This window comes from Dehalobacter sp. TeCB1 (assembly GCF_001707455.1).
Lineage (GTDB): Bacteria > Bacillota > Desulfitobacteriia > Desulfitobacteriales > Syntrophobotulaceae > Dehalobacter > Dehalobacter restrictus.
This window is the reverse complement of record NZ_MCHF01000038.1, coordinates 1-20,695: the sequence shown is the minus strand read 5'-3', so window position 1 is coordinate 20,695 and position 20,695 is coordinate 1. Positions and strand designations below refer to the sequence as shown.

The 20,695-nt window shown below is 40.9% G+C and carries 23 protein-coding genes and 2 pseudogenes; 18 read left to right on the top strand and 7 right to left on the bottom strand.

Translation table 11 applies throughout. The features are described from left to right. Nucleotides 1–234 precede the first annotated feature (234 nt). The 3 genes from A7D23_RS10240 to A7D23_RS16580 all read left to right on the top strand — a co-directional run bounded on the left by A7D23_RS10240 (nucleotide 235) and on the right by A7D23_RS16580 (nucleotide 2,257). Nucleotides 235–870 (top strand): cobalamin-dependent protein, encoded by a 636-nt coding sequence (locus A7D23_RS10240; protein ID WP_068883731.1) that lies wholly within the window; start codon nucleotides 235–237, stop codon nucleotides 868–870. A gap of 74 nt (nucleotides 871–944) precedes the next feature. Further along, entirely contained in the window at nucleotides 945–2,114 is a 1,170-nt protein-coding gene (locus A7D23_RS10235; RefSeq protein WP_068883729.1) for a uroporphyrinogen decarboxylase family protein, read from the top strand. 14 nt (nucleotides 2,115–2,128) lie between these two features. Next, nucleotides 2,129–2,257, top strand: coding sequence for a hypothetical protein (locus A7D23_RS16580; RefSeq protein WP_282432016.1), 129 nt, complete (start codon nucleotides 2,129–2,131; stop codon nucleotides 2,255–2,257). A 612-nt stretch (nucleotides 2,258–2,869) separates the two neighbouring features. On the opposite strand, the gene A7D23_RS10230 is transcribed toward A7D23_RS16580, so the two are convergent. Further along, complete coding sequence (locus tag A7D23_RS10230) at nucleotides 2,870–3,226, bottom strand: TetR-like C-terminal domain-containing protein (protein WP_141690666.1); 357 nt, start codon at nucleotides 3,224–3,226, stop codon at nucleotides 2,870–2,872. 54 nt (nucleotides 3,227–3,280) lie between these two features. On the opposite strand from A7D23_RS10230, the gene A7D23_RS10225 reads away from it, so the two are divergent. From A7D23_RS10225 to A7D23_RS10215, 3 genes are read left to right on the top strand one after another with little or no spacing between them, the layout of a single operon-like run. Then, on the top strand, nucleotides 3,281–3,853 hold the full coding sequence (locus A7D23_RS10225; protein WP_083221899.1) for a reductive dehalogenase: 573 nt from the start codon (nucleotides 3,281–3,283) through the stop codon (nucleotides 3,851–3,853). 30 nt (nucleotides 3,854–3,883) lie between these two features. Next, nucleotides 3,884–4,186 carry a dehalogenase gene (locus tag A7D23_RS10220; protein WP_068883725.1) on the top strand — a complete coding sequence of 101 codons (303 nt, stop codon included), beginning with the start codon at nucleotides 3,884–3,886 and terminating at the stop codon, nucleotides 4,184–4,186. A 33-nt stretch (nucleotides 4,187–4,219) separates the two neighbouring features. Further along, complete coding sequence (locus A7D23_RS10215; protein WP_068883723.1) at nucleotides 4,220–5,485, top strand: 4Fe-4S binding protein; 1,266 nt, start codon at nucleotides 4,220–4,222, stop codon at nucleotides 5,483–5,485. A 248-nt stretch (nucleotides 5,486–5,733) separates the two neighbouring features. Here the strand turns inward: A7D23_RS10215 and A7D23_RS10210 are convergent, their stop codons facing one another. Together A7D23_RS10210 and A7D23_RS16420 are read right to left on the bottom strand one after the other, a co-directional pair. Continuing rightward, nucleotides 5,734–6,534, bottom strand: a complete 801-nt coding sequence (locus A7D23_RS10210; RefSeq protein ID WP_068883721.1) for a nuclear transport factor 2 family protein — start codon at nucleotides 6,532–6,534, stop codon at nucleotides 5,734–5,736. Nucleotides 6,535–6,559: 25 nt separating this feature from the next. After that, nucleotides 6,560–6,696, bottom strand: a pseudogene (locus A7D23_RS16420) (dehalogenase); the annotation flags it as partial. A 563-nt stretch (nucleotides 6,697–7,259) separates the two neighbouring features. On the opposite strand from A7D23_RS16420, the gene A7D23_RS10205 reads away from it, so the two are divergent. The 9 genes from A7D23_RS10205 (at nucleotide 7,260) to A7D23_RS10165 (ending at nucleotide 14,238) form a co-directional block, all read left to right on the top strand. Then, complete coding sequence (locus tag A7D23_RS10205; RefSeq protein ID WP_020492099.1) at nucleotides 7,260–7,565, top strand: hypothetical protein; 306 nt, start codon at nucleotides 7,260–7,262, stop codon at nucleotides 7,563–7,565. 13 nt (nucleotides 7,566–7,578) lie between these two features. Continuing rightward, complete coding sequence (locus A7D23_RS10200) at nucleotides 7,579–9,000, top strand: reductive dehalogenase (protein WP_068883719.1); 1,422 nt, start codon at nucleotides 7,579–7,581, stop codon at nucleotides 8,998–9,000. Between the two features lie 292 nt (nucleotides 9,001–9,292). Beyond that, complete coding sequence (locus A7D23_RS10195) at nucleotides 9,293–10,096, top strand: methyltetrahydrofolate cobalamin methyltransferase (RefSeq protein WP_068883717.1); 804 nt, start codon at nucleotides 9,293–9,295, stop codon at nucleotides 10,094–10,096. 63 nt (nucleotides 10,097–10,159) lie between these two features. Next, nucleotides 10,160–10,795 carry a corrinoid protein gene (locus A7D23_RS10190; protein ID WP_068883715.1) on the top strand — a complete coding sequence of 212 codons (636 nt, stop codon included), beginning with the start codon at nucleotides 10,160–10,162 and terminating at the stop codon, nucleotides 10,793–10,795. 51 nt (nucleotides 10,796–10,846) lie between these two features. Further along, nucleotides 10,847–11,827 carry a uroporphyrinogen decarboxylase family protein gene (locus A7D23_RS10185; RefSeq protein WP_068883713.1) on the top strand — a complete coding sequence of 327 codons (981 nt, stop codon included), beginning with the start codon at nucleotides 10,847–10,849 and terminating at the stop codon, nucleotides 11,825–11,827. A gap of 208 nt (nucleotides 11,828–12,035) precedes the next feature. Beyond that, nucleotides 12,036–12,674, top strand: coding sequence for a GTP-binding protein (locus A7D23_RS10180; protein WP_141690665.1), 639 nt, complete (start codon nucleotides 12,036–12,038; stop codon nucleotides 12,672–12,674). Next, nucleotides 12,655–13,101 (top strand): hypothetical protein, encoded by a 447-nt coding sequence (locus A7D23_RS10175; RefSeq protein ID WP_068883709.1) that lies wholly within the window; start codon nucleotides 12,655–12,657, stop codon nucleotides 13,099–13,101. Before A7D23_RS10180 ends, A7D23_RS10175 begins: the two co-directional genes overlap by 20 nt. Before the next feature lie 22 nt (nucleotides 13,102–13,123). After that, nucleotides 13,124–13,477, top strand: a complete 354-nt coding sequence (locus A7D23_RS10170; RefSeq protein WP_068883707.1) for an antibiotic biosynthesis monooxygenase family protein — start codon at nucleotides 13,124–13,126, stop codon at nucleotides 13,475–13,477. A gap of 35 nt (nucleotides 13,478–13,512) precedes the next feature. Then, nucleotides 13,513–14,238, top strand: a complete 726-nt coding sequence (locus A7D23_RS10165) for an MBL fold metallo-hydrolase (RefSeq protein ID WP_068883705.1) — start codon at nucleotides 13,513–13,515, stop codon at nucleotides 14,236–14,238. A 227-nt stretch (nucleotides 14,239–14,465) separates the two neighbouring features. Here the strand turns inward: A7D23_RS10165 and A7D23_RS10160 are convergent, their stop codons facing one another. From A7D23_RS10160 to A7D23_RS10145, 4 genes are all read right to left on the bottom strand, one after another. Then, nucleotides 14,466–15,884 carry a reductive dehalogenase gene (locus tag A7D23_RS10160; protein WP_068883703.1) on the bottom strand — a complete coding sequence of 473 codons (1,419 nt, stop codon included), beginning with the start codon at nucleotides 15,882–15,884 and terminating at the stop codon, nucleotides 14,466–14,468. Nucleotides 15,885–15,897: 13 nt separating this feature from the next. After that, on the bottom strand, nucleotides 15,898–16,206 hold the full coding sequence (locus A7D23_RS10155) for a dehalogenase (RefSeq protein WP_068883701.1): 309 nt from the start codon (nucleotides 16,204–16,206) through the stop codon (nucleotides 15,898–15,900). Between the two features lie 144 nt (nucleotides 16,207–16,350). Beyond that, nucleotides 16,351–16,539: a hypothetical protein gene (locus tag A7D23_RS10150; RefSeq protein ID WP_068883699.1), complete on the bottom strand. Its 189-nt coding sequence runs from the start codon at nucleotides 16,537–16,539 to the stop codon at nucleotides 16,351–16,353. Between the two features lie 36 nt (nucleotides 16,540–16,575). Next, on the bottom strand, nucleotides 16,576–17,271 hold the full coding sequence (locus A7D23_RS10145) for a Crp/Fnr family transcriptional regulator (protein ID WP_068883697.1): 696 nt from the start codon (nucleotides 17,269–17,271) through the stop codon (nucleotides 16,576–16,578). Nucleotides 17,272–17,753: 482 nt separating this feature from the next. Here A7D23_RS10145 and A7D23_RS10140 point away from each other — a divergent pair, with 482 nt between their 5' ends. From A7D23_RS10140 to A7D23_RS16415, 3 genes and pseudogenes are all read left to right on the top strand, one after another. Then, nucleotides 17,754–18,431, top strand: coding sequence for a Crp/Fnr family transcriptional regulator (locus A7D23_RS10140; protein ID WP_068883695.1), 678 nt, complete (start codon nucleotides 17,754–17,756; stop codon nucleotides 18,429–18,431). 429 nt (nucleotides 18,432–18,860) lie between these two features. Continuing rightward, the gene (gene ltrA, locus A7D23_RS10135) at nucleotides 18,861–20,270 is read left to right on the top strand and encodes a group II intron reverse transcriptase/maturase (RefSeq protein WP_068883692.1); all 1,410 of its coding nucleotides are present in this window, start codon (nucleotides 18,861–18,863) and stop codon (nucleotides 20,268–20,270) included. A 303-nt stretch (nucleotides 20,271–20,573) separates the two neighbouring features. Further along, nucleotides 20,574–20,695, top strand: a pseudogene (locus A7D23_RS16415) (dehalogenase); the annotation flags it as partial.

Here is a 20,695-nt window from a genome sequence, read left to right as displayed (position 1 = left end):
TCTAAAAATGATATTATACGGCTCGCTTCTGATTTAGGTGGGCCGTATACGTCCTTCTATGTTATCCCCTAATTAAGGAGGTACATCTAACACCTGTTGGATAGTAGGAATCTGTTCATTTTCATTTTATCTAAATATTTATTTTATCTATAATAATATTAATCATTTACTAAACCGGAGTCCTTTGGAAATTGAATAAGGACTAGTAAAAAAAATTGGCGGGGAGGCTTAAGTATGAATTTAGACGCAATAGCAACAGCACTAGGGGAACTTGACGAGGAGAAGGTACTTTCATTGCTCAACACTTTTATTCAGGCAAATCCTTCTGAAGACGATGCTAAGCAAGTAGTAGCCGCTTGTCAGAGTGGAATGTCAATTGTTGGTGACCAATTTGAAAAAGGAGAATATTTTGTTGGAGATCTGATCTTTGCTGGAGAACTCTTAGCGAATGCCATTGAAACCCTAAAACCTTTTCTAAGTGCTGAAAATGAAGGCAATAGGGGGAAAATCGTCTTGGGAACTGTTGCGGGGGATTTACATGATATTGGGAAAAACATTTTTAGGAGCATGGCCGAAGCGGCTGGGTTTAACGTATTGGACTTGGGGATAGACCAGCCTGCCAGTGAATTTGTGAGAAGAGTGAAGGAGGTTAATCCGGAAATCGTGGGTATGAGCGGTGTTTTAACATTGGCCCTTGAATCTATGAAAAATACGGTTGATGCCTTAAAAGAAGCGGGGCTAAGAGAGAACGTAAAAATTATTATTGGCGGAAACCCCGTGACAAACAATGCATGTGAACAAATTGGAGCAGATGCCTTTACAACCAATGCAGCTGAAGGCGTAAAGATATGTCAGAAATGGGTAAGTTAAAAGGCAAGAAAATGTTAAAAACTGCTTCTTATACGTGAATAAAGGCTTTTATTTACTAAAAGGAGGAAAATTACATGACAAATATTAACCCTTTGTATCAGGAAAAATTGACAAGATTGAATACAGCCTTTAAGAGAGGTACTCCTGATAGGGTTCCGGTTCTTCCAATCATAGAAACATTCGGTCCCTACCATGCCGGAGTTAGTGTGGAAGATGCGTATGTTAAAGACCCGAATATATTATTTCAGGTATATAATAAAATAAATGAAGAATTTTATTTGGATGGAATTCTAGAAAATGGAAATGTTCTTCCGTTAAAGATGTTGAGTAACTTTGGAGAAGGTTTGTATACCTTGACCGATAAAGGTTTTGTTATAAAAGGTAGCCATGGGCAAACTATGATGCCTGATGAATATGAACAATTGATTGCAAATCCGTTTGATTTTCTTGTTAATGTTATTATTCCGCGGAAGTTTCCTGTTTTAAAAAATGATATAGAAGGAAACCTTGGGCGTCTTCAAAAAGCCGTTGGCGAAATGATGGAGTTTTTACACTATAATGCCGTGGTTGACGGGAGAATTGAAAACGAATTGGGACTCCCGGTATTGGCCAAAGGTTTGGCTATCCTTTCTCCGGACATGTTACTTGATTACTTACGGGATTTTGTTGGGGTATCCAGTGATATCAGAAGGAAACCACAAGAATTTTATGCTGCTTGTGAGGCCTTGTTTATATCGTCTATGGAAATGGCCATAGGTGCATATACGACTCCGGAGGATAATAAGGGAGTAATCTTTGTGCCACTACATCTGCCGACTTTCCTAAAACCAAAAGACTTTGAAAAATTTTACTTCCCATTTATGAGTAAGTTTGTAGATGAAGTTTCCGTAAAGCGGGGTTATAAGATTTTCTTCTTTATGGAAAACAATTGGATGCCCTATCTTGATATTCTGCAGGGACTGCCGGATGGAAACATCATTGGGCTGTTTGAAAATGGTGACTTGAAGAAGATAAAAGATTCCATTGGCAATAAATTTTGCATAGTTGGCGGAATGCCTATTGATCTCCTTCGACTTGGAACGGTAGAAAAGTGTCTCGACAAAGCCAAGGAATGTTTACAGTTGTATGCGCCCGGTGGCAACTATATTTTTTCAACCGACAAAAATTTGGTCTCCTTAAATGATGCGAAACCGGAAAATTTAGCGGCAGTATGTCAATATATTCATGAAAACGGAAAATATTAAAAGGAGAGGGAAGTATGGAAAATTATCAACTTACAGACAGTCTTGAAGAACTAAAAAAGGTACTCATCGAAAAGAACAATATGCCTGCGCCTATGGCCGAAGGGATTATTAAAGTAATGATGACAATGCTTGTAATTGTATAGATTTTCGAGTAATATGCTTGGAATTAGGATACTTTGTTTTTTCTTTTCAAATATTTCTAATGCCTATCTCCCTGATTATTTTGAAAAACCAAATTCTATTTTGCCCTTTAATTAATGTTGTGCCTGCCAACACCTGTTGTATGGAAATCTATACATTATTGTTCGTTTTGAAGAACGTAACGATCAATGGCTGGGGGACATCATTTTAAAAACTCTCAATTACATCAAAAAGACGGTTTTGGGTCAACCCCCAACCGTCTTTTTCAATTCAGTAATTGAATTTTCTAACGAAAAACCATAGATATCCGCTGTCGCCATCATGATTATGATAAGTGAATGGCAGGCTTATCATGCTATTTCTTAGTCAAGCATCCAACCAGCCAGCAATGCTGCTTTAATACTATGAGCTTTTTTAGAGCTGATCCTGCCCACTATATCATACTGGAAACCGCCGAATAGCTTTTCTGACAACTAACAAAAACAACTGACAAAGGTTTTGTCAGTTGTTTTTGTTAGTTGCGTCCCAGCTAAGCACGAATTATTTAACTAGTGAAAGTCCAAGTCGATCCATTTCCGTACAATGGTTATCTCCGTAGGCATATTATGGACATTCTAAGGAGCTGCTTTATGATCCAGTAGATTCATCATAGACATAGGACCGGAGAAAGAGAGCAACGTCAGCTGTTCAGCCATATATTCCGGGCTGTATTTCATATTGCTGTCCAAATAATATCTTAATAGACCCGCATGAGCTGAGAATATATGGTAAGTCAGCACATCCAGTGGCACCATCTTCTCAAACTTAGGCATCATGGGGCGCAGCAAGTCCGTGAACAACTCAATACCCTGCTGGTTCAGCATAACGAAAAGTCTAGGCAGGCCATTTTCTCCCAGCATCAGCTGAAATAATTCCGCATTGTCCCGCAGATACCTGATACGTATCCTATTTCGACTCATAATCGTCAACAATAGAAGAGCTTTTTTGTTGTGCCGACACGATGTGGTAGTGAAAGGAGCGCGTACATGAGTAAAAATGAGGATCATCGTAAGATGAGAACAAAAGAATACCTAAAGATTGCTCTGATCACAAACGATACGGCTTTAAGCGTACCGTTGGCTGTTCAGGCCGGACTGGGCGAACTGAGCAGAATAGGTATTCTAATCACACCCGAGTTTGGACCGAGAGTGCGGTTATGTAAAATGTATGTGGATATGCCGTTGGTGATTGATAAACCGATTACCTTCGGAGCGATGGAATTCTGCAAAACTTGCATGAAATGCGCGGATGCCTGTCCTTCACAGGCAATATCCAATGATAAAGAACCAAGTTATAAAGTGTTACCTGCAACCAATCCGGGAGTTAAAAAATGGGCTGCAGATGGATTGAAGTGCGTAACACAATGGGGAGAAGTCGGCGGTGACTGCGGGATTTGCATTAAAGTCTGTCCATATAACAAAAAACAGGAATGGCATCACGATTTGGCAAAATTTGCGACAAGAACGCCTGCAAGACCGGTTCTGAGGTTCTTTGATGATTTGTTCGGCTACGGGAAGATTACCGTTTCGGATGCATTAAAGAAGTTCTGGAATAAATAAAAATATTTTATTGAGAAGAGGAGAGGTAATATGATTATCTTCTGGATGCTTCTGGGAGCACTCATCGCGTCATCCATATGGTTTGTCTATGTCAAATTCCAGGCTGCAGGCAAAATGTCCGTAGCCCGCTGGATTTTAACGTCTATATCCGTACTCTGGGGAGCTTTTACCATTGCCTGGATTGTCAGCAGCATTGCTGAAGGTGAGATGCAGGCTGCAGGTATGGGACTTTTAATCTTTGGAGCGATTCTTCTTGTCTTAATTATCGTGACGGTACGGTTAAATTCTTTGATATACTTAATAAAGAAGGCTGGTAAAGCAGAGGCCGCATAAGTACAGTCAGGCAGACCTTTACAGGAGCAAGAAATGAAAAAGTCAGTAAATAACGTCGTTGTGTTCGCAGCAACAATTATATTCCTCATAACGTTAGGTTTTAGTTGGACTCATACAGATAATGATATCATACCGTTTATGAATAAAGTTTTTCCGGAAGCGCAATCTTTTCAAAAGATTGCGTCTTCCCCTGTTATTTATGAAGGAAGAATTCAAGGGCAAAACGGCAGGGAAGAAGAAATAGGCTACGTCGTAATCGAACAAGCGGTTGCTTATGGCGGTCCGATCAAAATGGTCACCGGAATTGACCTGCAAGGAAAAATTGTCGGGACGGTTATTGCGGCGCATAAGGATACTCCCTCGTTTATTCAGAGGATCATAGACCAGAAATATCTGGAGAAATTCATCGGCAAAGATATAACGGACCCATTGTCCATTAACAAAGATATCGACCGTATTTCCGGTGCCACCTTTTCTTCCCGGGGGATTGCCAAGGCTATTTCCCAGGGCAGCCATGCGGTAGCCAGGGAACAATTCGGGTTGGATGTTAAAGATGAAGCTCAGCCGTTTAAATTCGGTTCAAAAGAAATCGCAGTCATTACATTGGTCATCCTGATGGTGGTCGGTGTGATATTCAAACAAAGAAAACTACGCTGGGTTGCCCTTACAGGCAGTTTGGTCTTTATTGGTTTCCAATACAATACGCCTGTTTCGCTGGCAAATATAGCCGCGCTTTTCATGGGGAATTTCCCGTCTATCCGCGAAAACCTCGTTTGGTATATCCTCCTAATCGGAATCCCGGTTATCACCTTGATATTAGGAAAGAATGTCTATTGTTTCTGGCTTTGTCCGTTTGGCGCTTTACAAGAAATCACGGCAAAAGTGGGCGGCGGTAAATTCAAATGCTGCAATAAAGCGATTGAAGCAAAAGCGGCTAAAATAAGGTATGCATTAATCTACCTCGCACTCATAGGGGCATTTTTGACGAAGTCACCCAGTTTTGCAGGTTATGAGCCTTTCGCTACTTTGTTTGGACGGCAGGGGTTTGGCATTCAGTGGCTCATTTTGCCGGTCGTATTTTTCACCTCTTTCTTTATAAGCAGGTTCTGGTGCAAGTTTTTCTGTCCGGGGTTGATACTTAATGAACTAATCTTGCGTCCCAGGAAATATGTAATGGTAATTCTAGAAAAAGGGATCCTAGAAAAAGTGAAATTGAAGAAGGTTCAGGGAATCAAAGGAATAGAAGGTATCGAAGCAAGATCTGCAAATGAATTGAATAACATCGAGGTAGAAAAATGAAAAGCAAGTTGAGTCTAGGGGATTTATTATTTATCCTATTGATTTCGGCGGTTGCCATCATGATTGTGATAAGTGAATGGCAGGCTTATCATGCTATTTCTTAACAGATATTTCGCTTTATAGGATATAATAATAAACCGTCTCTATATGTTGTAATCATTAATATTCAATTATCTAAAAATAGAGGACTGTTCCCTAATATGAAGGGTCAGTCCTCTAACTAAAAAGTTAATTTCCAGTTTTTCAGATTACTTCAAGAGCCATGCAGTTACATCTTGGTACACCTTTTCTACGGTCTCAGGTTTATCTTCGCCCGGTAGATCCTGATTCATCGACATACCCATTCCTTTTAATTGATAGCATACACATTTATAACTGGCTCTATATGAATTCAATTCATTTTCATCATATACAAAGTTTGCTGTTGGGACAGTAGGAATGAAAGCGTCTCTCTCATAGATAGGTGTAAACCCTTTAATTAACCAACGTCCATTTATTTTTTGAACACGATAAACAAGTCTGGCGTAGGAAACGACGTCCGTTTCTATACCATTAATCTTTTGACCACGGGGACCTAACATTTGAGCTTGCATTTCGGCAATAGCTTTATTGCCATTCAGCCAAACGATGATCGAATTGATTTTATGCTTTGCCCCTCTACCAGACTTTTTCGATACCTCGGCAAACTGCTTTCCGGTACCGTGGAACCATGCTGTGTCAATCACCGAATCGTCAGCATAGCAAGCTCCCATCTGATCAAAATGATATGTGTCCCTGCAATAACGCTCATATTCTACTAAAGCTTTAACATTGGCAGTATCGATAACGTTTGCGCCATTATTATGATAAGGAAGAATATCAAATAAGCTTGTAATTTTAGGTTTGCTGGTTACACTCAGGCTGGCTGTAGCTGCGTTGGCAATCTGGGACGGTGCTGCCATTGCCCCCATAACACCCACAGCAGCAACTGCTGCCCCGGTTTTCAGAAAACCGCGGCGATTTAAGTCTTTCGTAGATCCATTTTCTTTATTACCTAAATTCTCAGACATTTCATTTGCCTCCTCTAAGCCTCTATTATTTTATTGACCCTTTCTTAATACGGATAAATCCTAAGTCGCGCGCCAGACTGCGGCCAATACCACCGAAATTCCTCCAAACAGGAAAATCACCGTGCTTGATGCTTTAAGATGTCTTACGATGGCATTAATGTAAAAAATTTAAATTGTACCCATCATTTTTTAACCTCTTCTTTTTCGCCTCCTCTTTGAAATGATTTGGTCAATCATATGGGTACATTTTACAAAATATCAATCCATGATTATCTTTTCTTTTAAATATTAATATAAATTGATTAAATATGAGTATAGATTGACCACTCTTTGATTATAGATCACTGTAAATGCATTGAACACCAACATGAAAGTTATAAATGTTGCAAACTCAACGATATTAAAGATATTGTTGAGTTTTTAAAATACGAGTAACATATTTGATAAAATTGTTTTCTTTTTTTTTAATCGGACACCTATTGAATAAAAATTAAATACTATGTCGCGGCCATAATGCAGATAAAAATATCCTCTGTCATGCGCGACAAAAAGGAAACGATTTTATCAAATATGTTACTAGTTAAAAAAAAAAGCAACAATATTTAAAGTATTGTTGCTTTACCAACATGAGTAACTATCTTGTTGGTTCTCAGGGCATTTGCTGTGATTTATAATTTGTAACGAATTACAATAAATTTATAAAAGCAACGAGGGGAGGTGAAAAAATGAGTATATTCTTAATTTTTTTGGCAGGAATTCTTTTTTTAGCCGGTATCCTTTTTATCAAACCTCGTGCGAAGCAGGATAAGACTTGGAAAACCGTGATTATTTGGACCTTATATGTAATTTTCTTTGTTATCGCTTGTATGGGTGTTTCCTTTGTCTACATTAATGCCAGTGTAGGACATGTCAAGGCAACAAGCACAGCTATATTCCTGTTTGGGGGGATTTCGCTGATTCTGGCTGTAGTCTTAGCCCGTGTATTAGGATTTATCGGTACAAAGAAAAAGGATGAGTCATTACAGGCTTAGAGGAGGAAAATTAATGTCCGTAAATAATAAAGAAAAAGAACCAAAGAAAGAATTTTCAGTAAGCCGCCGTGGTTTTCTGAAAACCGGGGTAGCAGCCGCTGCGATGGGTGTCATGGGGGCGATTGCAGCGCCATCCAAGATTGCCAACGCAGCATCTCCCAGTTTAAGCTATCAGCCCACCAAAGGACAATGGTCAAAATTGCGTCCTGAAGCAAATTACGGCGGAGCATCTGTCCGTTATGTAGAAAGTAACGATCAATGGCTGGGGACAACCAAGATTCTCGGAAAAGTTATTCAAACCGATGAGAAAGATGCTGGATTTTCTCTGGCTTTAGCAGGAGATTTAGGTGATAAAGCAAAGGCCGGATTTCTTAGCACAGTGTTTAGACATCCTACGGTACTCCCGTTTGCAGATGCTATTGGAGCAATAAGTGCACCTTCAATGCTCACTGGCGAGCCAAATCCAAATAAATTACAAATTCCGGATCCGGAACAAATGTCCCAGCATATTAAAGATTTCGCATATTATCTTCGAGCAGACGAAGTAGGTATCGGTATTATGCCCGATTATGCTTATTACGCAAGCAACATGGCACCACCTTTAGGCGCGTATCTTGTGCACGCCGTTCCCATGGACACGCCATATGGAAAGGCACCTATCACAGATAAACTGCCTTACGTTATTTGTATGTCTGTAGAGATGCATTTAGAGACCTGGCTGGCTTCAACAGGGTATGACGGCATATCCAACGCCCAATCGGAACGGTGTTACCATGCGTCTGCCAATGCGGCAGTCATCATGGCAAGTTATATTAGACAGCTGGGTTATCATGCCAGGGCTCATCATTTTGGGAATTACGAGCTTATAATACCACCAGTTCTAATTGCCTGCGGTATGGGCGAACTTACCAGGACGGGTGACACGGCTGCGCATCCCCGTATTGGTTTCCGCCATAAATCTGCGGCAGTTACGACAGATTTGCCTTTGATACCGGATAAACCGATTGATTTTGGCATGTTGGATTTCTGCAGAGTGTGTAAAAAGTGTGCGGATAACTGTCCTGCCCAAGCGATTACCTTTGATGATGATCCTGTGCCGCACAATGGTTATCTCCGTTGGAATACGGATTCCAAGAAGTGTACGGTATTCCGCTGTGCCAACGATGAAGGTGTTAACTGCGGTAGATGTATAAAAGTATGTCCTTGGAACTCCAAGGAAGATTCTTGGTTCCATCGAGCGGGCTTGTATATAGGCAGTAAAGGCGAGAACGCTTCAAGAATGCTGAAATCCATTGATGATATGTTTGGTTACGGTACTGAAGAGGTTACGAAATATAAATGGTGGCTGGAGTGGCCGGATCTTTATAAGTATGACGTTAATGCCACTCTCAAGGCCTTTTCCGCAACTGCATCTGCTGCAGCTCCTGGAGTGTAAAGCAGGTCAACGCACCAAGTTAACCGGAACGCAGAAGTTATGATAATTTATGGGGACTCTGCTCAAAATTAATATCGGCAAATGTTGGGGTAACCCCTAAACAAGAGTAAATAGTCCGAAATGATGATGGTAATAGTCCATCTAGATTGTTACCATCATTTTTTATTTTTAAGATCAGGCTAAACGACACGGTGCAATCCGATTTTATCTGGCCTATTAAGCCATCAGATTGAGAATGAGGGGTCTGTAAACGGCAGCAGAAGAACAAAGTATTACTGGAGGTAGATTATTCATGATCGTCATTGGAGAAAAAATTAACGGTGCCATCCCTTCCGTAGCGAGAGCAATCGCTGAAAAGGATGCAGGCTTCATCCGAAATCTCGCAAAAATTCAATCTGATGCCGGTGCGGATTTCATTGATGTCTGTGCATCCACGGACGTCAGAATAGAACTCGAAACCTTAAAATGGCTGATCGACCTGGTACAGGAAGTGAGCGACACCCCAATTTGTATCGACAGCCCGCATGCTCAGACTTGCGTCGATGCCATTAAATTCTGCAAACGGCCGGGGCTCATCAACTCCGTATCCGGCGAAGGAGACAAGATTGATGTCGTATTCCCGGTTATTGCTGATACTAAATGGGAATGCGTTGCGCTTCTTTGTGATGACAGCGGAATTTCCAAGACAGCAGAGAAACGTCTCGAAGTATTTGCAAACATCATGAAAAGAGCTAAAGAATTTAATATTGCTCCGTCCCGTCTGCACATTGATCCGCTGGTCGAAATGCTCTGCACTTCGGAAGAAGGCATTAACATGATTGTTGACGTGATCAGAGAGATTAAAAGACAGTGTCCGGCAATTCACATTACCGGTGGATTCAGCAATATTTCGTTTAACCTGCCGGCCAGAAAGCTGGTCAATCAGGCTTTCTGCGTTCTGGCAATGAACGCCGGCATGGACAGCGGGATCCTTGACCCGACGAATCAGGATTTGGTCGGTATGATCTTCTCAACGGAAGCTCTCTTAGGTCAGGATGAATATTGCATGGAATACATCGGTGCCTTCAGGGAAGGACGATTTGGTCAGAAAAAATAATTGTAAACGCTGTTAAATCACAAAATTGTTGTTTAATTCAAAAATTTTAGGAGGATTATAAAAATGGCTAAAATTGAAGAAGTAAAAGCAATGGTAGAGGCAGGAAAAACAAAACTTGTTCCTGGTCTGGTACAGGAAGCCCTCAATGAAGGAAGCGCAGCAAAAGATATTCTGCAGGCAATGGTAGACTCGATGGGGGTTGTCGGGGACAAATTCTCCACAGGCGAAATCTTCGTGCCTGAAATGCTGATGGCTGCCAAAGCGATGGCTAAAGGTGTTGATATTCTGAAACCGCTGATGGCTGGCGACAGCTCAAATTCCCTAGGCACCTGCATTATCGGAACCGTAGCAGGTGACTTGCATGACATCGGTAAAAACCTCGTTTCTATGATGATCGAAAGTGCCGGATTCACCATGGTTGACCTCGGTGTGGATGTATCATTAGCAAAATGGCTTGAAGCAATCAAAGGAAATAGCAACGTTACCTTAGTGGCTTGTTCAGGACTTCTGACCACCACCATGCCGTCCCTGAAAGAAGCTGTACAGACGATTAAAGGCAGCGGACTGAGCGGATTCAAAATCATCGTCGGTGGAGCCCCTGTCACGCAGCAATTCGCCAATGAAATCGGAGCCGATGGTTTTGCTCCTGACGCCGGTAGTGCTTCAGTAAAAGCTGTTGAATTGGTAAAATCCTTATAGTAAGAAATCTTAAATGCTGAGATCTTAATAAATAAGAGGAGGTAAATCAATATGACGCTGACTCAAAGAGAAAATTTTGAATTAATGCTTAAGGGGGAAAAACCGGAATATTCCCCAATACTGTATGAAATGTATAAAGCATGCATGCTGGCAACCAATAATACCGATCAACCTTGGAAGGGCGGGCAGGATCCGTTTGGCATAAACTGGGTAGCCACGGCTGAGGGAGTCATACCGGAACCAGGGAAAATATTATTTGATGATATTGCTGATTGGAAAAGATATGTAAAATTTCCTGACATTGATTCTCTTGGAATTGAAAAGATGGCACAAATGGAATTGGCTGACTATACTGACGAAAAAAGAAAAGAGCAGCCACTTGCGGTATTTAATGTATGCGGTATCTTTGAACGGATGGCTGCATTTATGGGATTTGAAAATACCTTATGTGCTTTGATTGAAGATCCGGATTCCTGTCATGAATTCTTCGAGGCAATGGCAGATTATAAAATAGCTTGTTTAAACCGATATATTGATGTTTATAATCCGGATGTTATCATCTACTTTGATGATTTTGCCACTGCCCGTGGATTATTTATGTCTCCCAAAACCTATCGCGAGGTCATTAAGCCGCACCACAAAAGAATCATTGAGGCTGTGACTTCCCGTGGTGTTATATTCAGTCAACATACCTGTGGAAAATGTGAAGATATCCTCGAAGATTATGTTGAGATGGGTGTTAGAATTTGGAATTCTGCGCAGGTTTGTAATGACTTGGATGGGATTCTGACGAAGTATCATGGTCGCTTACTTGTTGAAGGGGGATGGGATACATCCGGACCTGCAAGTTATATGGGTGCTCCCGTAGAGGCGATTATAGAAGAAACCAAAAGATGTGCAGAACAATATGGTAAAAAGGGTAATTTCATTCTGTTCCCAGTAATTATGAATGAAAAAGGAAATGCCTTTATGACTGGTGACGAAAGAATTCCTATGCTAATGAAAACTTGGCATGAAGTCAATAAGTTATAATACACTCAATAGAAAAATATTTGAATCATCATTTAAGTGAAAGACTGCAAAATCCTCGGGATAATTTTATTCAAGGGGATTTTGCTTATATTCTGTTGGCTCTTTTCCTGACCTCTAGTCTAAAATGGGCCCAGAGTAGCAAACAAAATTTCTGCGATATAAAGGCACTGGAGAGAGCTCAGAAGCACGATGAAACGAAAAGGAGGGAATTGCCATCAAAGTAATCATAGTAAGCGGATTCTTGGGATCAGGAAAAACCAGTGTGCTAATGCAGCTTGCAAGATATCTCATTGAAATTTCACATGGTAATAAGAATGAAAAAAAAGTTGTAATCATAGAAAATGAAATCGGTACGGCCGGAATTGATAATCTTCTTCTAGAGAATGCGGATTTTACCGTCAAGAATCTTTTTGCCGGCTGCGCCTGCTGTACATCTTCGGCTAAACTTACGGATACAGTTGATTATCTTAGTAAGGAGTACAGCCCGGAATGGATCATCATTGAGGCAACTGGGCTTGCTTTTCCGAGCAAAATAAAAAGCGCGGTGGAGACCGAACTCGGGATGCAGGCAATGACAATTATTGTTGTCGATGCCAAACGGTGGTTTCGTTTGCTTGGTGCGATGGAAAACTTCGTCTCAGAGCAGCTAAAGGATACAAAGTCAGTGTTGGTTAACAAGATTGATTTGGTGGGTGAAACGACTGTGGAAAAAGTACAGGAGAGTATCCGGAAATATAACCGGGATGCGTACTGTTATCCTGTATCCGCTACAAACGAGCTTTCGGCTGGATTCTGGGACGATTTATTTGAAAAGGCGGGGATCTTAAATGGTACACGAACACCATGAACACGAAGGCCAAGCCTGTCAGTGCGGTCATCACCATGATGAGCATCATGACCAACATGAACAACATGAGAAAACAACGCTCTGCAATCAGGAAGAAATCACAGTTACCCATCATGAAGGAGCCGTCATTTTTTCTGCTGAGCGTGTCATTGCCAAAGAATATTCGTGGGTAAGAGATAGACTGAACAAAGAGCTACAGTCTTTGGCTGGCTGGGTTGAAGATCAGGGAGGACTTGTGGGGCATATCAAGGCTTTTCTTATTGAAACCGGCTATTCCTGCATGCTATCCACGACAGGTGGAGATGTTCAAATCAAGGAAACCCTCAAACCAAAAGTCACGGTCAATATTGCCTTGATTGTTTTTATTAAGAATGAAAGTGAATTATATTCTAAATTGGCAGAAACGTTAAAAGAATTAGCAAATTAACTTTCTTAAGGAGGGATGCTATATGTCGAAAAAAATAATACCAAATCCTGAAGAACCGTTTACCTTTATCAATGTATTTGAAATTCCAGTAGAAGAGGTTGACTCGTTTATAGAACAGTGGCGTGAACGTTCAAAACTTATGAGTGATTCGCCTGGTTTTTTGGGCGCGGAGCTAAACCGTGCGCTTCTAACCGAAACACGCTTTCAATTAATCAATATAGCTAAATATGAAAGTTACGCTGCATTTGAAGCGGCAACAACTAATTCAAAGTTTAAAGTTGCACTTGGAAAGCAACTAGACAACCCTGCATCCAATATGATTCCAAATCGAGGGTTTTATAGACCTGTTGCTATTGCTGATTCTCATGAGGGGTAATTTTAGAAAATATAAATATGGGAGGAAAATGTACAATGAAGATTGCAGATAGAGTTGAAATGTTGGAAATAGATGGAAATGATAGGCTGATAAACCCTGTATTTATTTGGGATGATCATAATCGCATTCTAATAGATGCAGGTTTTCCGGGGCAGGTCCAGTTGTTTTCGGACGCGATTGGGTCCGCTGGTTTTGATATTAAAGATTTGACCCATATAATCATAACGCATCAAGATATAGACCATACTGGGTCTGTGCTGGATATCCTAAAAATTGCTCCAAACGCGAAAGTACTGTCCCATGAGAAAGAAGTTCCATATCTGCAAGGGGAACTGCCGCCTGTGAAAACTGCTGCGCTAAAACAAACTTTTGCAAACATGCCGGAGAAAAAAAGAGCATACTTTGAACGATTTGAGGCTGCAATTAAGAATACCAAGTTTAAAATAGATGAATCTTTAACTGATGGGCAATTGTTCCCGTTCGGAGAATTAGGAATAGAGATCGTTCACACTCCAGGGCATACACTTGGACATATTTGCTTGTACATTAAAGAAAGTAAATTATTGATCGCAGGTGATGCAATAATTATTGAAGACGGGAATTTAAAAGTTCCAATTCTTACAGCAGACATACCGATGGCTACTATGTCGCTGAAGAAGCTTCTTCCTTATGATATTGAACAAGTTGTATACTATCACGGTGGACTTCGTCGTGGGGATATAAACCAGGAAATTGGAAAAATTACTATAAGTTCACGCTAAGTGCTTTATAAACCAAAGAATACGGGGATACATTGTATTCTGTAAGGCAAGCGGATCCATGACGTCAGCCGCAGCCACAAAAAAACTGGTGACAGTCTAACAGACTGTCACCAGTTTTTTAGAAAATAAGAGTCCTCAAAAATTACGCCTTAAAATCGTTCCGATTAATCGGGTACGTTGAGAATTGCTTCAACGTCATGATTATAAGGCTCCGGGAGTCCGGGAATTTAGTGAGCTGCTCCAGGTGCTACAGGTGCTGCAGCGGCCTTGAGAACTGCTTCAACGTCATACTTATAAAGTTCCGGCCACTCCAACCACCACTTGTATTTTTCAATCTCTTCCGTACCGTAACCAAACATATCATCGATAGTTTTAAGCAACTTTGAAGCATTTTCTCCTTTGCTGCCAATAAAGATTCCCGCTTCATGGAACCAGGAATCTTCTTTGGAGTTCCAAGGACATACTTTCACACATCTTCCGCAGCTGACGCCTTCATCGTTAGCTGCGCGGAATACCGTACACTTCTTAGAATCAGTATTCCAGCGGAGATAACCCTTGTGCGGCATAGGGTCCTTCTCAAAAGTAATCGCCTGTCCAGGACAGTTATCCGCACACTTCATACACACTCTGCAGAAATCCAGTGCGCCAAAATCAATCGGTTTATCCGGTGCCAAAGGCAAATCCGTTGTAACTGCTGAAGTTTTATGACGAAAACCAATACGAGGATTCGCACAAGTATCACCTGTCCTGGTTAGTTCACCCATTCCGCAGGCAATCATACAAGCCGGTATAAGAACTTCGTAGTTCCCAAAATGATGGGCCCGGGCATTATAACCCAGCTGTCGAATATAATTCGCCATGATGACCGCCGCATTGGCAGCGGCATGGTAACACCGGTTTGATTGGGCGACACCCATGGAGTCATATCCTGTTGAAGCCAACCATGTTTCCAAATGCATCTGTACAGACATACAAATAACGTAAGGCATTTTATCTGTAATAGGTGCTTTTCCATAAGGAACACTTTGGGGAACAGCTTTCGTAAGATATGCGGCTAAGGGCGGAGCCATTTGGCTAGCGTAGTAAGCATAATCAGGCATATTACCGACACCTACTTCGTCTACACGAAGATAATAGGCAAAATCTTTAATATGCTGAGACATCTGTTCGGGGTCAGGTATCGGCAATTTTCTAGGACTTGGCTTGCCAGTGAGCATTGCAGGTGCACTGATTGCTCCAATAGCACCTGCAAACGGTGCCACCATCGGAGACCTAAGCATTGTAGTAAGAATTCCGGCCTGTGCTTTGTCACCCAGTTCTCCTGATACAGCCAGGGCAAACCCGGCATCTTTCTCATCGGTTTGAATCACTTTTCCGAGAAGCTTGGTCGTCCCGAGCCACTCGCTATTATTTTCTACATAACGGACGGTTGCTCCGCCGTAATTGTTAACAGGACGCAATTTTGACCATTGTCCTTTGACGGGCTGATAGTCCAAACTAGGTGACGATGCTGCTGCGTTGGCGATCTTGGCCGGAGCCGCAATCGCACCCATGACGCCCATTGCAGCGGCTGCTGCCCCGGTTTTCAGAAAACCGCGGCGGCTGACCGAAAATCCTTTTTTGTTATTTTCTGAATTTGCGGACATTAGTTTTCCTCCCCTAAACCTCTATTGATTCATTGACCTTTTTATTAATACGGATAAACCCTAAGAAGCGCGCCAGCACTATTGCCAATATGATCGAAATACCTCCGAACAGGAATATAGCTGTACTTGTTGCTTTAACGTGTCCTACGCTGGCATTAATGTAAATAAAGGAAATCCCCATCCAAGTGACGGCATACCAAATAACATATAAGGACCAGTTCAGTACCGTTTTCCACATTAGATCCTTTTGGGCGCGAGGTCTAATCCAAAGTATCCCCGCTAAAAATAACACACCGGCAAGAAAAATTAAGAACGTACTCATAAATCCACCTCCTTTTAGATATAAGTCTACTGATTTGTCCGATGGAATTGTTAATTTAAATTAACAATTGCTAATATTTTTCAGGTCTGTGCGCATCAAAAAAAAAGCTCCCGGATTTCTCCGGGAGCACCTATGAACCAAAAATTACTTGATAATTCTTTGCAAGTTGTTGCTGGAATCTTTAATATTCTGTATCCGTTTGAAAATGACCTCAATGCTCGAATTATATTCTTCCGTAGTAGCCATCAGTTCTTCTGTTGAAGCCGAATGTTGCTCAGCAATGCTTGCAATACTTTCTGTTTCTTTATTAATGAGCGAAAATAGCTCTACCATATTATTGATTCTGCTGGTTTCCTCGGCTATGTATTTCTAAAAAAGATGTTTCTCAAATGTTAGCTCTTTTAATCTATCTAAATCATGGATAATGATTTTGCCTTTCTTTTTCTCGATAATCTTTTGCTTTTCCAAATATCCTAATACTTTGGATATCGTGACATGATGGACTCCTGAGATTTCAGAAATAGTTCTCTGAGATAATTCGAGACGGACTTCATATGAATTTCCTACGGGTATTCCGTTGGAAATGCATAGACCGTAAATCAGTCTTACTATCCTGATCGTCGGATTAAATAATTCCATTTCAATTATTTGCATCATAAAATAAAGGCTTTTAGAAAAAGTGTTCTTTAAGATTTCAAAAAATATATTGTCATCTATTTGAAATATTTCTTTGAGCTGCGCCTCAGTGAAAAAACATACGCTGCATTTTTCTATAGCAGTTATATAAGAATTATCATGATTCATCGGAAAGAGCTTGCACAGGATTCCATTTTTGCCGCAAAAATAATGCAATTTTTCCCTGCCGTCCTCGGTTACCATTTTGTTTTGGACTTTTCCTGAAAGCACATAGATTAGCATCGGCTCACTATCCCCTGGTAAAGTAATAGCGCTCCCTTTTGCATAGGATTTCACAATTCCTAGATGGGTAAATTTTTGCAGTCTCTCGACAGGGTAGAATGTGTCAGGAATTGTTCTTGCCACTTCATCAGAAAAATCGTATTTCATAACTTCTTCCCTCCTTTATGGTCATTTAAATAATAAAAGTTTTTAAATTTAGTATACATTAACTTTGATTAATTTATTTAATATGGATTTAACTTTCCAAAATTTCACCTTAATTGTTAATTGATGCCGAACCAAATAGACATAAAAAGACCAATAAGTAAAATTTTTGCTTTTTCAATAAAGGCTATAAGATCAAGGTCTTCCGTTAAATAAATACAACGAAAATAATCTCAGAGGACTGACCTTTCATATAAGGGAACAGTCCTCTATTTCTAGATAATTGAGTTACTCTAATTATATAGAAATTAGCAAAATGTTATATAAAATTTTAAGAAGGGGATATCGATCCTAATATTTTTTTTTAGTTATGTAGCATGCGCCAACATTATGAGTTTTTAAATTATGATAATATTCATTATAACAAGTCGGAAGCCGTAGAAACAAAAAGGACAATAGAATGAAATTTTAGGGGAATAATAGTTATGGAAAAAATTTTTAACAACAATTATATTTTACCGAATAATTTTTATCCAATAAATAAGTTAAAAAATTATCTCAATAGGGGGATCGTCCGAAATTACCAAAAAGGAGATTCCGTTGTTTCACCCGGAGAGATCATCGATAGCGTTATCTATGTTATTTCAGGAAAATTAGGTATTACTTTTCTAACTGAGGATGGAAAAAGAAGGCTAATGTTTCATGCTGATGCCGGCACGTTTACCGATCGATTATTTCAGCCTGATGATTGTCTCGTTGATGTTGTTTCGGAAGAAGAGAGCGTTGTATGCTATTTTTCAAAAGACCAGTTGCTTGAGATGTTTCAGCAGGATAAGGAAGTTCTCTGTGAATTTATTACGAGTTATGCGTCAAAATGCGGGTATTTTATGCATGAAGCTAAGGAAATGGCTCTTTATAATCCTTCGGTTCGGGTTCTGCGATTGCTTTATAAGCTTTGCCTCACGAAAGGAGAATTAATTAACAATGTTTATGAAATTAATATTAAGTTGTCGCAAAAGGCTATTTCCGAAATGACAGGTGTCCATTATGTGACTGTCTGCAAATTATTTCAAAATCTAAGAGAAAAGAACATTTTGCGTAAAACATCCAATAGGATTATAATCTTTGACTTAAAAAGACTTAAAGACCTGATCAGCAACTGACGAACCTTTCGTCAGTTGCTTTTTGTTGTGCGCCACGCATGGCGATTAACTTGACGGTGAAAGTCCGTTATGGGGGCATGTAGCGACCAACCATTAGCTTAAGGCAAGGGTGTCCTCCGAGAGGGGGAATCTGAAGGAAGCCAGCGGCAAAGTTCCGCCCCGAGGAACACGAACAATATCAGGCGCAAAACGTGGGGTAAGACTGCGATACTAGTCAAGGCCCTAAAGCTACACGGACACGTCAGCGTAAATGTTGCGGGGACATGGAATGAAAGTGAATCGTCTTACCGTGGGAGGCCTCACGGACGGGTGGAAACAGAGTAAGAAACCCGGTTGAAACAAGATTTGTCGTGAGGAGTCAGCCGAAGCCATAGTACAGAGGTGTTCTAGGCACCGACGGAAGGGCCGAACCAAAGGAGGTGTGGGTCAATGAAAGTTACTGAAAGTGGTAATCCAAAACACAGACAACTTCAAATTGAAGACTATCTGCAAAGGGTATCTGCGGAACAGAAAGAGTATGCAGAAGTGTGCGCGCCGCCCAAGATGACTGAACCCGACAGCACCAACACAGATGAGCAGAAAGAAGGATTATTCGAGCAAATTCTTAGCGCCGAAAATCTAAACCGAGCGTACAAGCAGGTGAAGAGAAATAAAGGCGCAGGTGGAATCGATGGCATGCAGGTGGATGAACTTCTACCCTTCCTAAGAGACCACAGGGATGAACTCATAGAATCCCTCTGGGACGGTAAGTACCGTCCACAACCCGTACGGAGGGTAGAAATACCCAAAGATAACGGAAAAACCAGAAAACTAGGAATACCTACCGTCGTTGACAGGCTAATCCAACAAGCGATTACGCAAGTCCTGAGTCCAATCTTCGAGAAGCAGTTTTCGAATAGCAGTTTTGGATTTCGACCAAATCGAAGCGCACATGATGCATTGAGAAAATGCCAAAACCAAATCACAGAGGGCTATAAATATGTCGTCGACATGGATTTGGAAAAGTATTTTGATACGGTCAACCAAAGCAAGTTGATCCAAATTTTATCCGAAACGATAAAAGATGGACGGGTTATCTCGCTCATCCATAAATTCCTGAGAGCAGGAGTTTTAGTGGATGGACTGTTCGAAGAAAGTCCGGAGGGTGTACCGCAAGGCGGCCCCTTAAGCCCATTGCTAGGCAATATTATGCTCAACGAATGTGACCATGAGTTAGAACAGCGAGGTCACTGCTTTGTACGCTACGCAGACGATATGATGATCTTTTGCAAAAGTAAGAAAGCGGCAAGACGTACGCTAGACCACATTCTTCCGTTCATCGAAGGAAAGCTATTTCTTAGGGTCAACAGGAAGAAAACGAAGGTCTCACATGTAAACTATGTCAAGTATCTGGGATATAGCTTTTATATCTACCGGGGAGAAGGGCGGCTGAGAATCCATCCGAGGAGCATCCAGAAACTCAAAGACAAAATCCGAGAGGTAACTGGGCGTAGTAACGGGATGGGAATCGAAGAACGCCGAATAAAACTCAATCAGGCAGTGCGAGGATGGACAAATTACTTCAAACTTGCAGACGCAAGGAGTTTGCTTGGGAACTTAGACGAATGGCTAAGAAGTCGTATAAGAATGGTGACTTGGAAACGATGGAAGAAAATCCGAACACGTTATGAAAACCTCAAGAAAGCGGGCATAAAAGAAGCCCAAGCATGGATGTGGGCAAACACAAGAAAAGGCTATTGGCGCATAGCCCATAGCCCGATTTTGACGAAAGCCCTATCCAATGAGCGATTCAAGCGGATTGGATATCTTAGTTTCAAAGAATGTCATTCTGCAAAGTGAAGTGTAAACTTTGGAAGCGCCGTATACCGAACGGTATGTACGGTGCTGAGGGAGGTCGGCTACCCAATTAATGAGTAGCCTCCTACCCGATTGGGACAAAAAGAAGAGGTCATGTAGAGAAGCACCTCTTTTTACAGGTATCTTTTCATGCAAAAAAAGTGACTCCATAAAATTAACTAATTATTATTGACAGTCAAAAAAATTTTAAAATTTATAATCCATATTATAAGGGTTAGTAAAACAATATTTGTACAATGTACTCAGTTACTCGGACCAAATCATTAAAAGAGGAGGTGAAGATGTATGGGTACATTCTTAATTTTTCTTGCCGGTGTGTTATTTTTAGCGGGGATTCTTTTTATTAAACCTCGCGCCAAAAGGGACTTAATGTGGAAAACAGTACTGAACTGGGCCTTATATGTTAT

Coding starts and splice junctions, on each gene's coding strand:
- A7D23_RS10240 (WP_068883731.1), top strand. CDS start 235: ATGAATTTAGACGCAATAGCAACAGCACTAGGGGAACTTGACGAGGAG.
- A7D23_RS10235 (WP_068883729.1), top strand. CDS start 945: ATGACAAATATTAACCCTTTGTATCAGGAAAAATTGACAAGATTGAAT.
- A7D23_RS16580 (WP_282432016.1), top strand. CDS start 2,129: ATGGAAAATTATCAACTTACAGACAGTCTTGAAGAACTAAAAAAGGTA.
- A7D23_RS10225 (WP_083221899.1), top strand. CDS start 3,281: ATGAGTAAAAATGAGGATCATCGTAAGATGAGAACAAAAGAATACCTA.
- A7D23_RS10220 (WP_068883725.1), top strand. CDS start 3,884: ATGATTATCTTCTGGATGCTTCTGGGAGCACTCATCGCGTCATCCATA.
- A7D23_RS10215 (WP_068883723.1), top strand. CDS start 4,220: ATGAAAAAGTCAGTAAATAACGTCGTTGTGTTCGCAGCAACAATTATA.
- A7D23_RS10210 (WP_068883721.1), bottom strand. CDS start 6,534: ATGTCTGAGAATTTAGGTAATAAAGAAAATGGATCTACGAAAGACTTA.
- A7D23_RS10205 (WP_020492099.1), top strand. CDS start 7,260: ATGAGTATATTCTTAATTTTTTTGGCAGGAATTCTTTTTTTAGCCGGT.
- A7D23_RS10200 (WP_068883719.1), top strand. CDS start 7,579: ATGTCCGTAAATAATAAAGAAAAAGAACCAAAGAAAGAATTTTCAGTA.
- A7D23_RS10195 (WP_068883717.1), top strand. CDS start 9,293: ATGATCGTCATTGGAGAAAAAATTAACGGTGCCATCCCTTCCGTAGCG.
- A7D23_RS10190 (WP_068883715.1), top strand. CDS start 10,160: ATGGCTAAAATTGAAGAAGTAAAAGCAATGGTAGAGGCAGGAAAAACA.
- A7D23_RS10185 (WP_068883713.1), top strand. CDS start 10,847: ATGACGCTGACTCAAAGAGAAAATTTTGAATTAATGCTTAAGGGGGAA.
- A7D23_RS10175 (WP_068883709.1), top strand. CDS start 12,655: ATGGTACACGAACACCATGAACACGAAGGCCAAGCCTGTCAGTGCGGT.
- A7D23_RS10170 (WP_068883707.1), top strand. CDS start 13,124: ATGTCGAAAAAAATAATACCAAATCCTGAAGAACCGTTTACCTTTATC.
- A7D23_RS10165 (WP_068883705.1), top strand. CDS start 13,513: ATGAAGATTGCAGATAGAGTTGAAATGTTGGAAATAGATGGAAATGAT.
- A7D23_RS10160 (WP_068883703.1), bottom strand. CDS start 15,884: ATGTCCGCAAATTCAGAAAATAACAAAAAAGGATTTTCGGTCAGCCGC.
- A7D23_RS10155 (WP_068883701.1), bottom strand. CDS start 16,206: ATGAGTACGTTCTTAATTTTTCTTGCCGGTGTGTTATTTTTAGCGGGG.
- A7D23_RS10150 (WP_068883699.1), bottom strand. CDS start 16,539: ATGGTAGAGCTATTTTCGCTCATTAATAAAGAAACAGAAAGTATTGCA.
- A7D23_RS10145 (WP_068883697.1), bottom strand. CDS start 17,271: ATGAAATACGATTTTTCTGATGAAGTGGCAAGAACAATTCCTGACACA.
- A7D23_RS10140 (WP_068883695.1), top strand. CDS start 17,754: ATGGAAAAAATTTTTAACAACAATTATATTTTACCGAATAATTTTTAT.
- ltrA (WP_068883692.1), top strand. CDS start 18,861: ATGAAAGTTACTGAAAGTGGTAATCCAAAACACAGACAACTTCAAATT.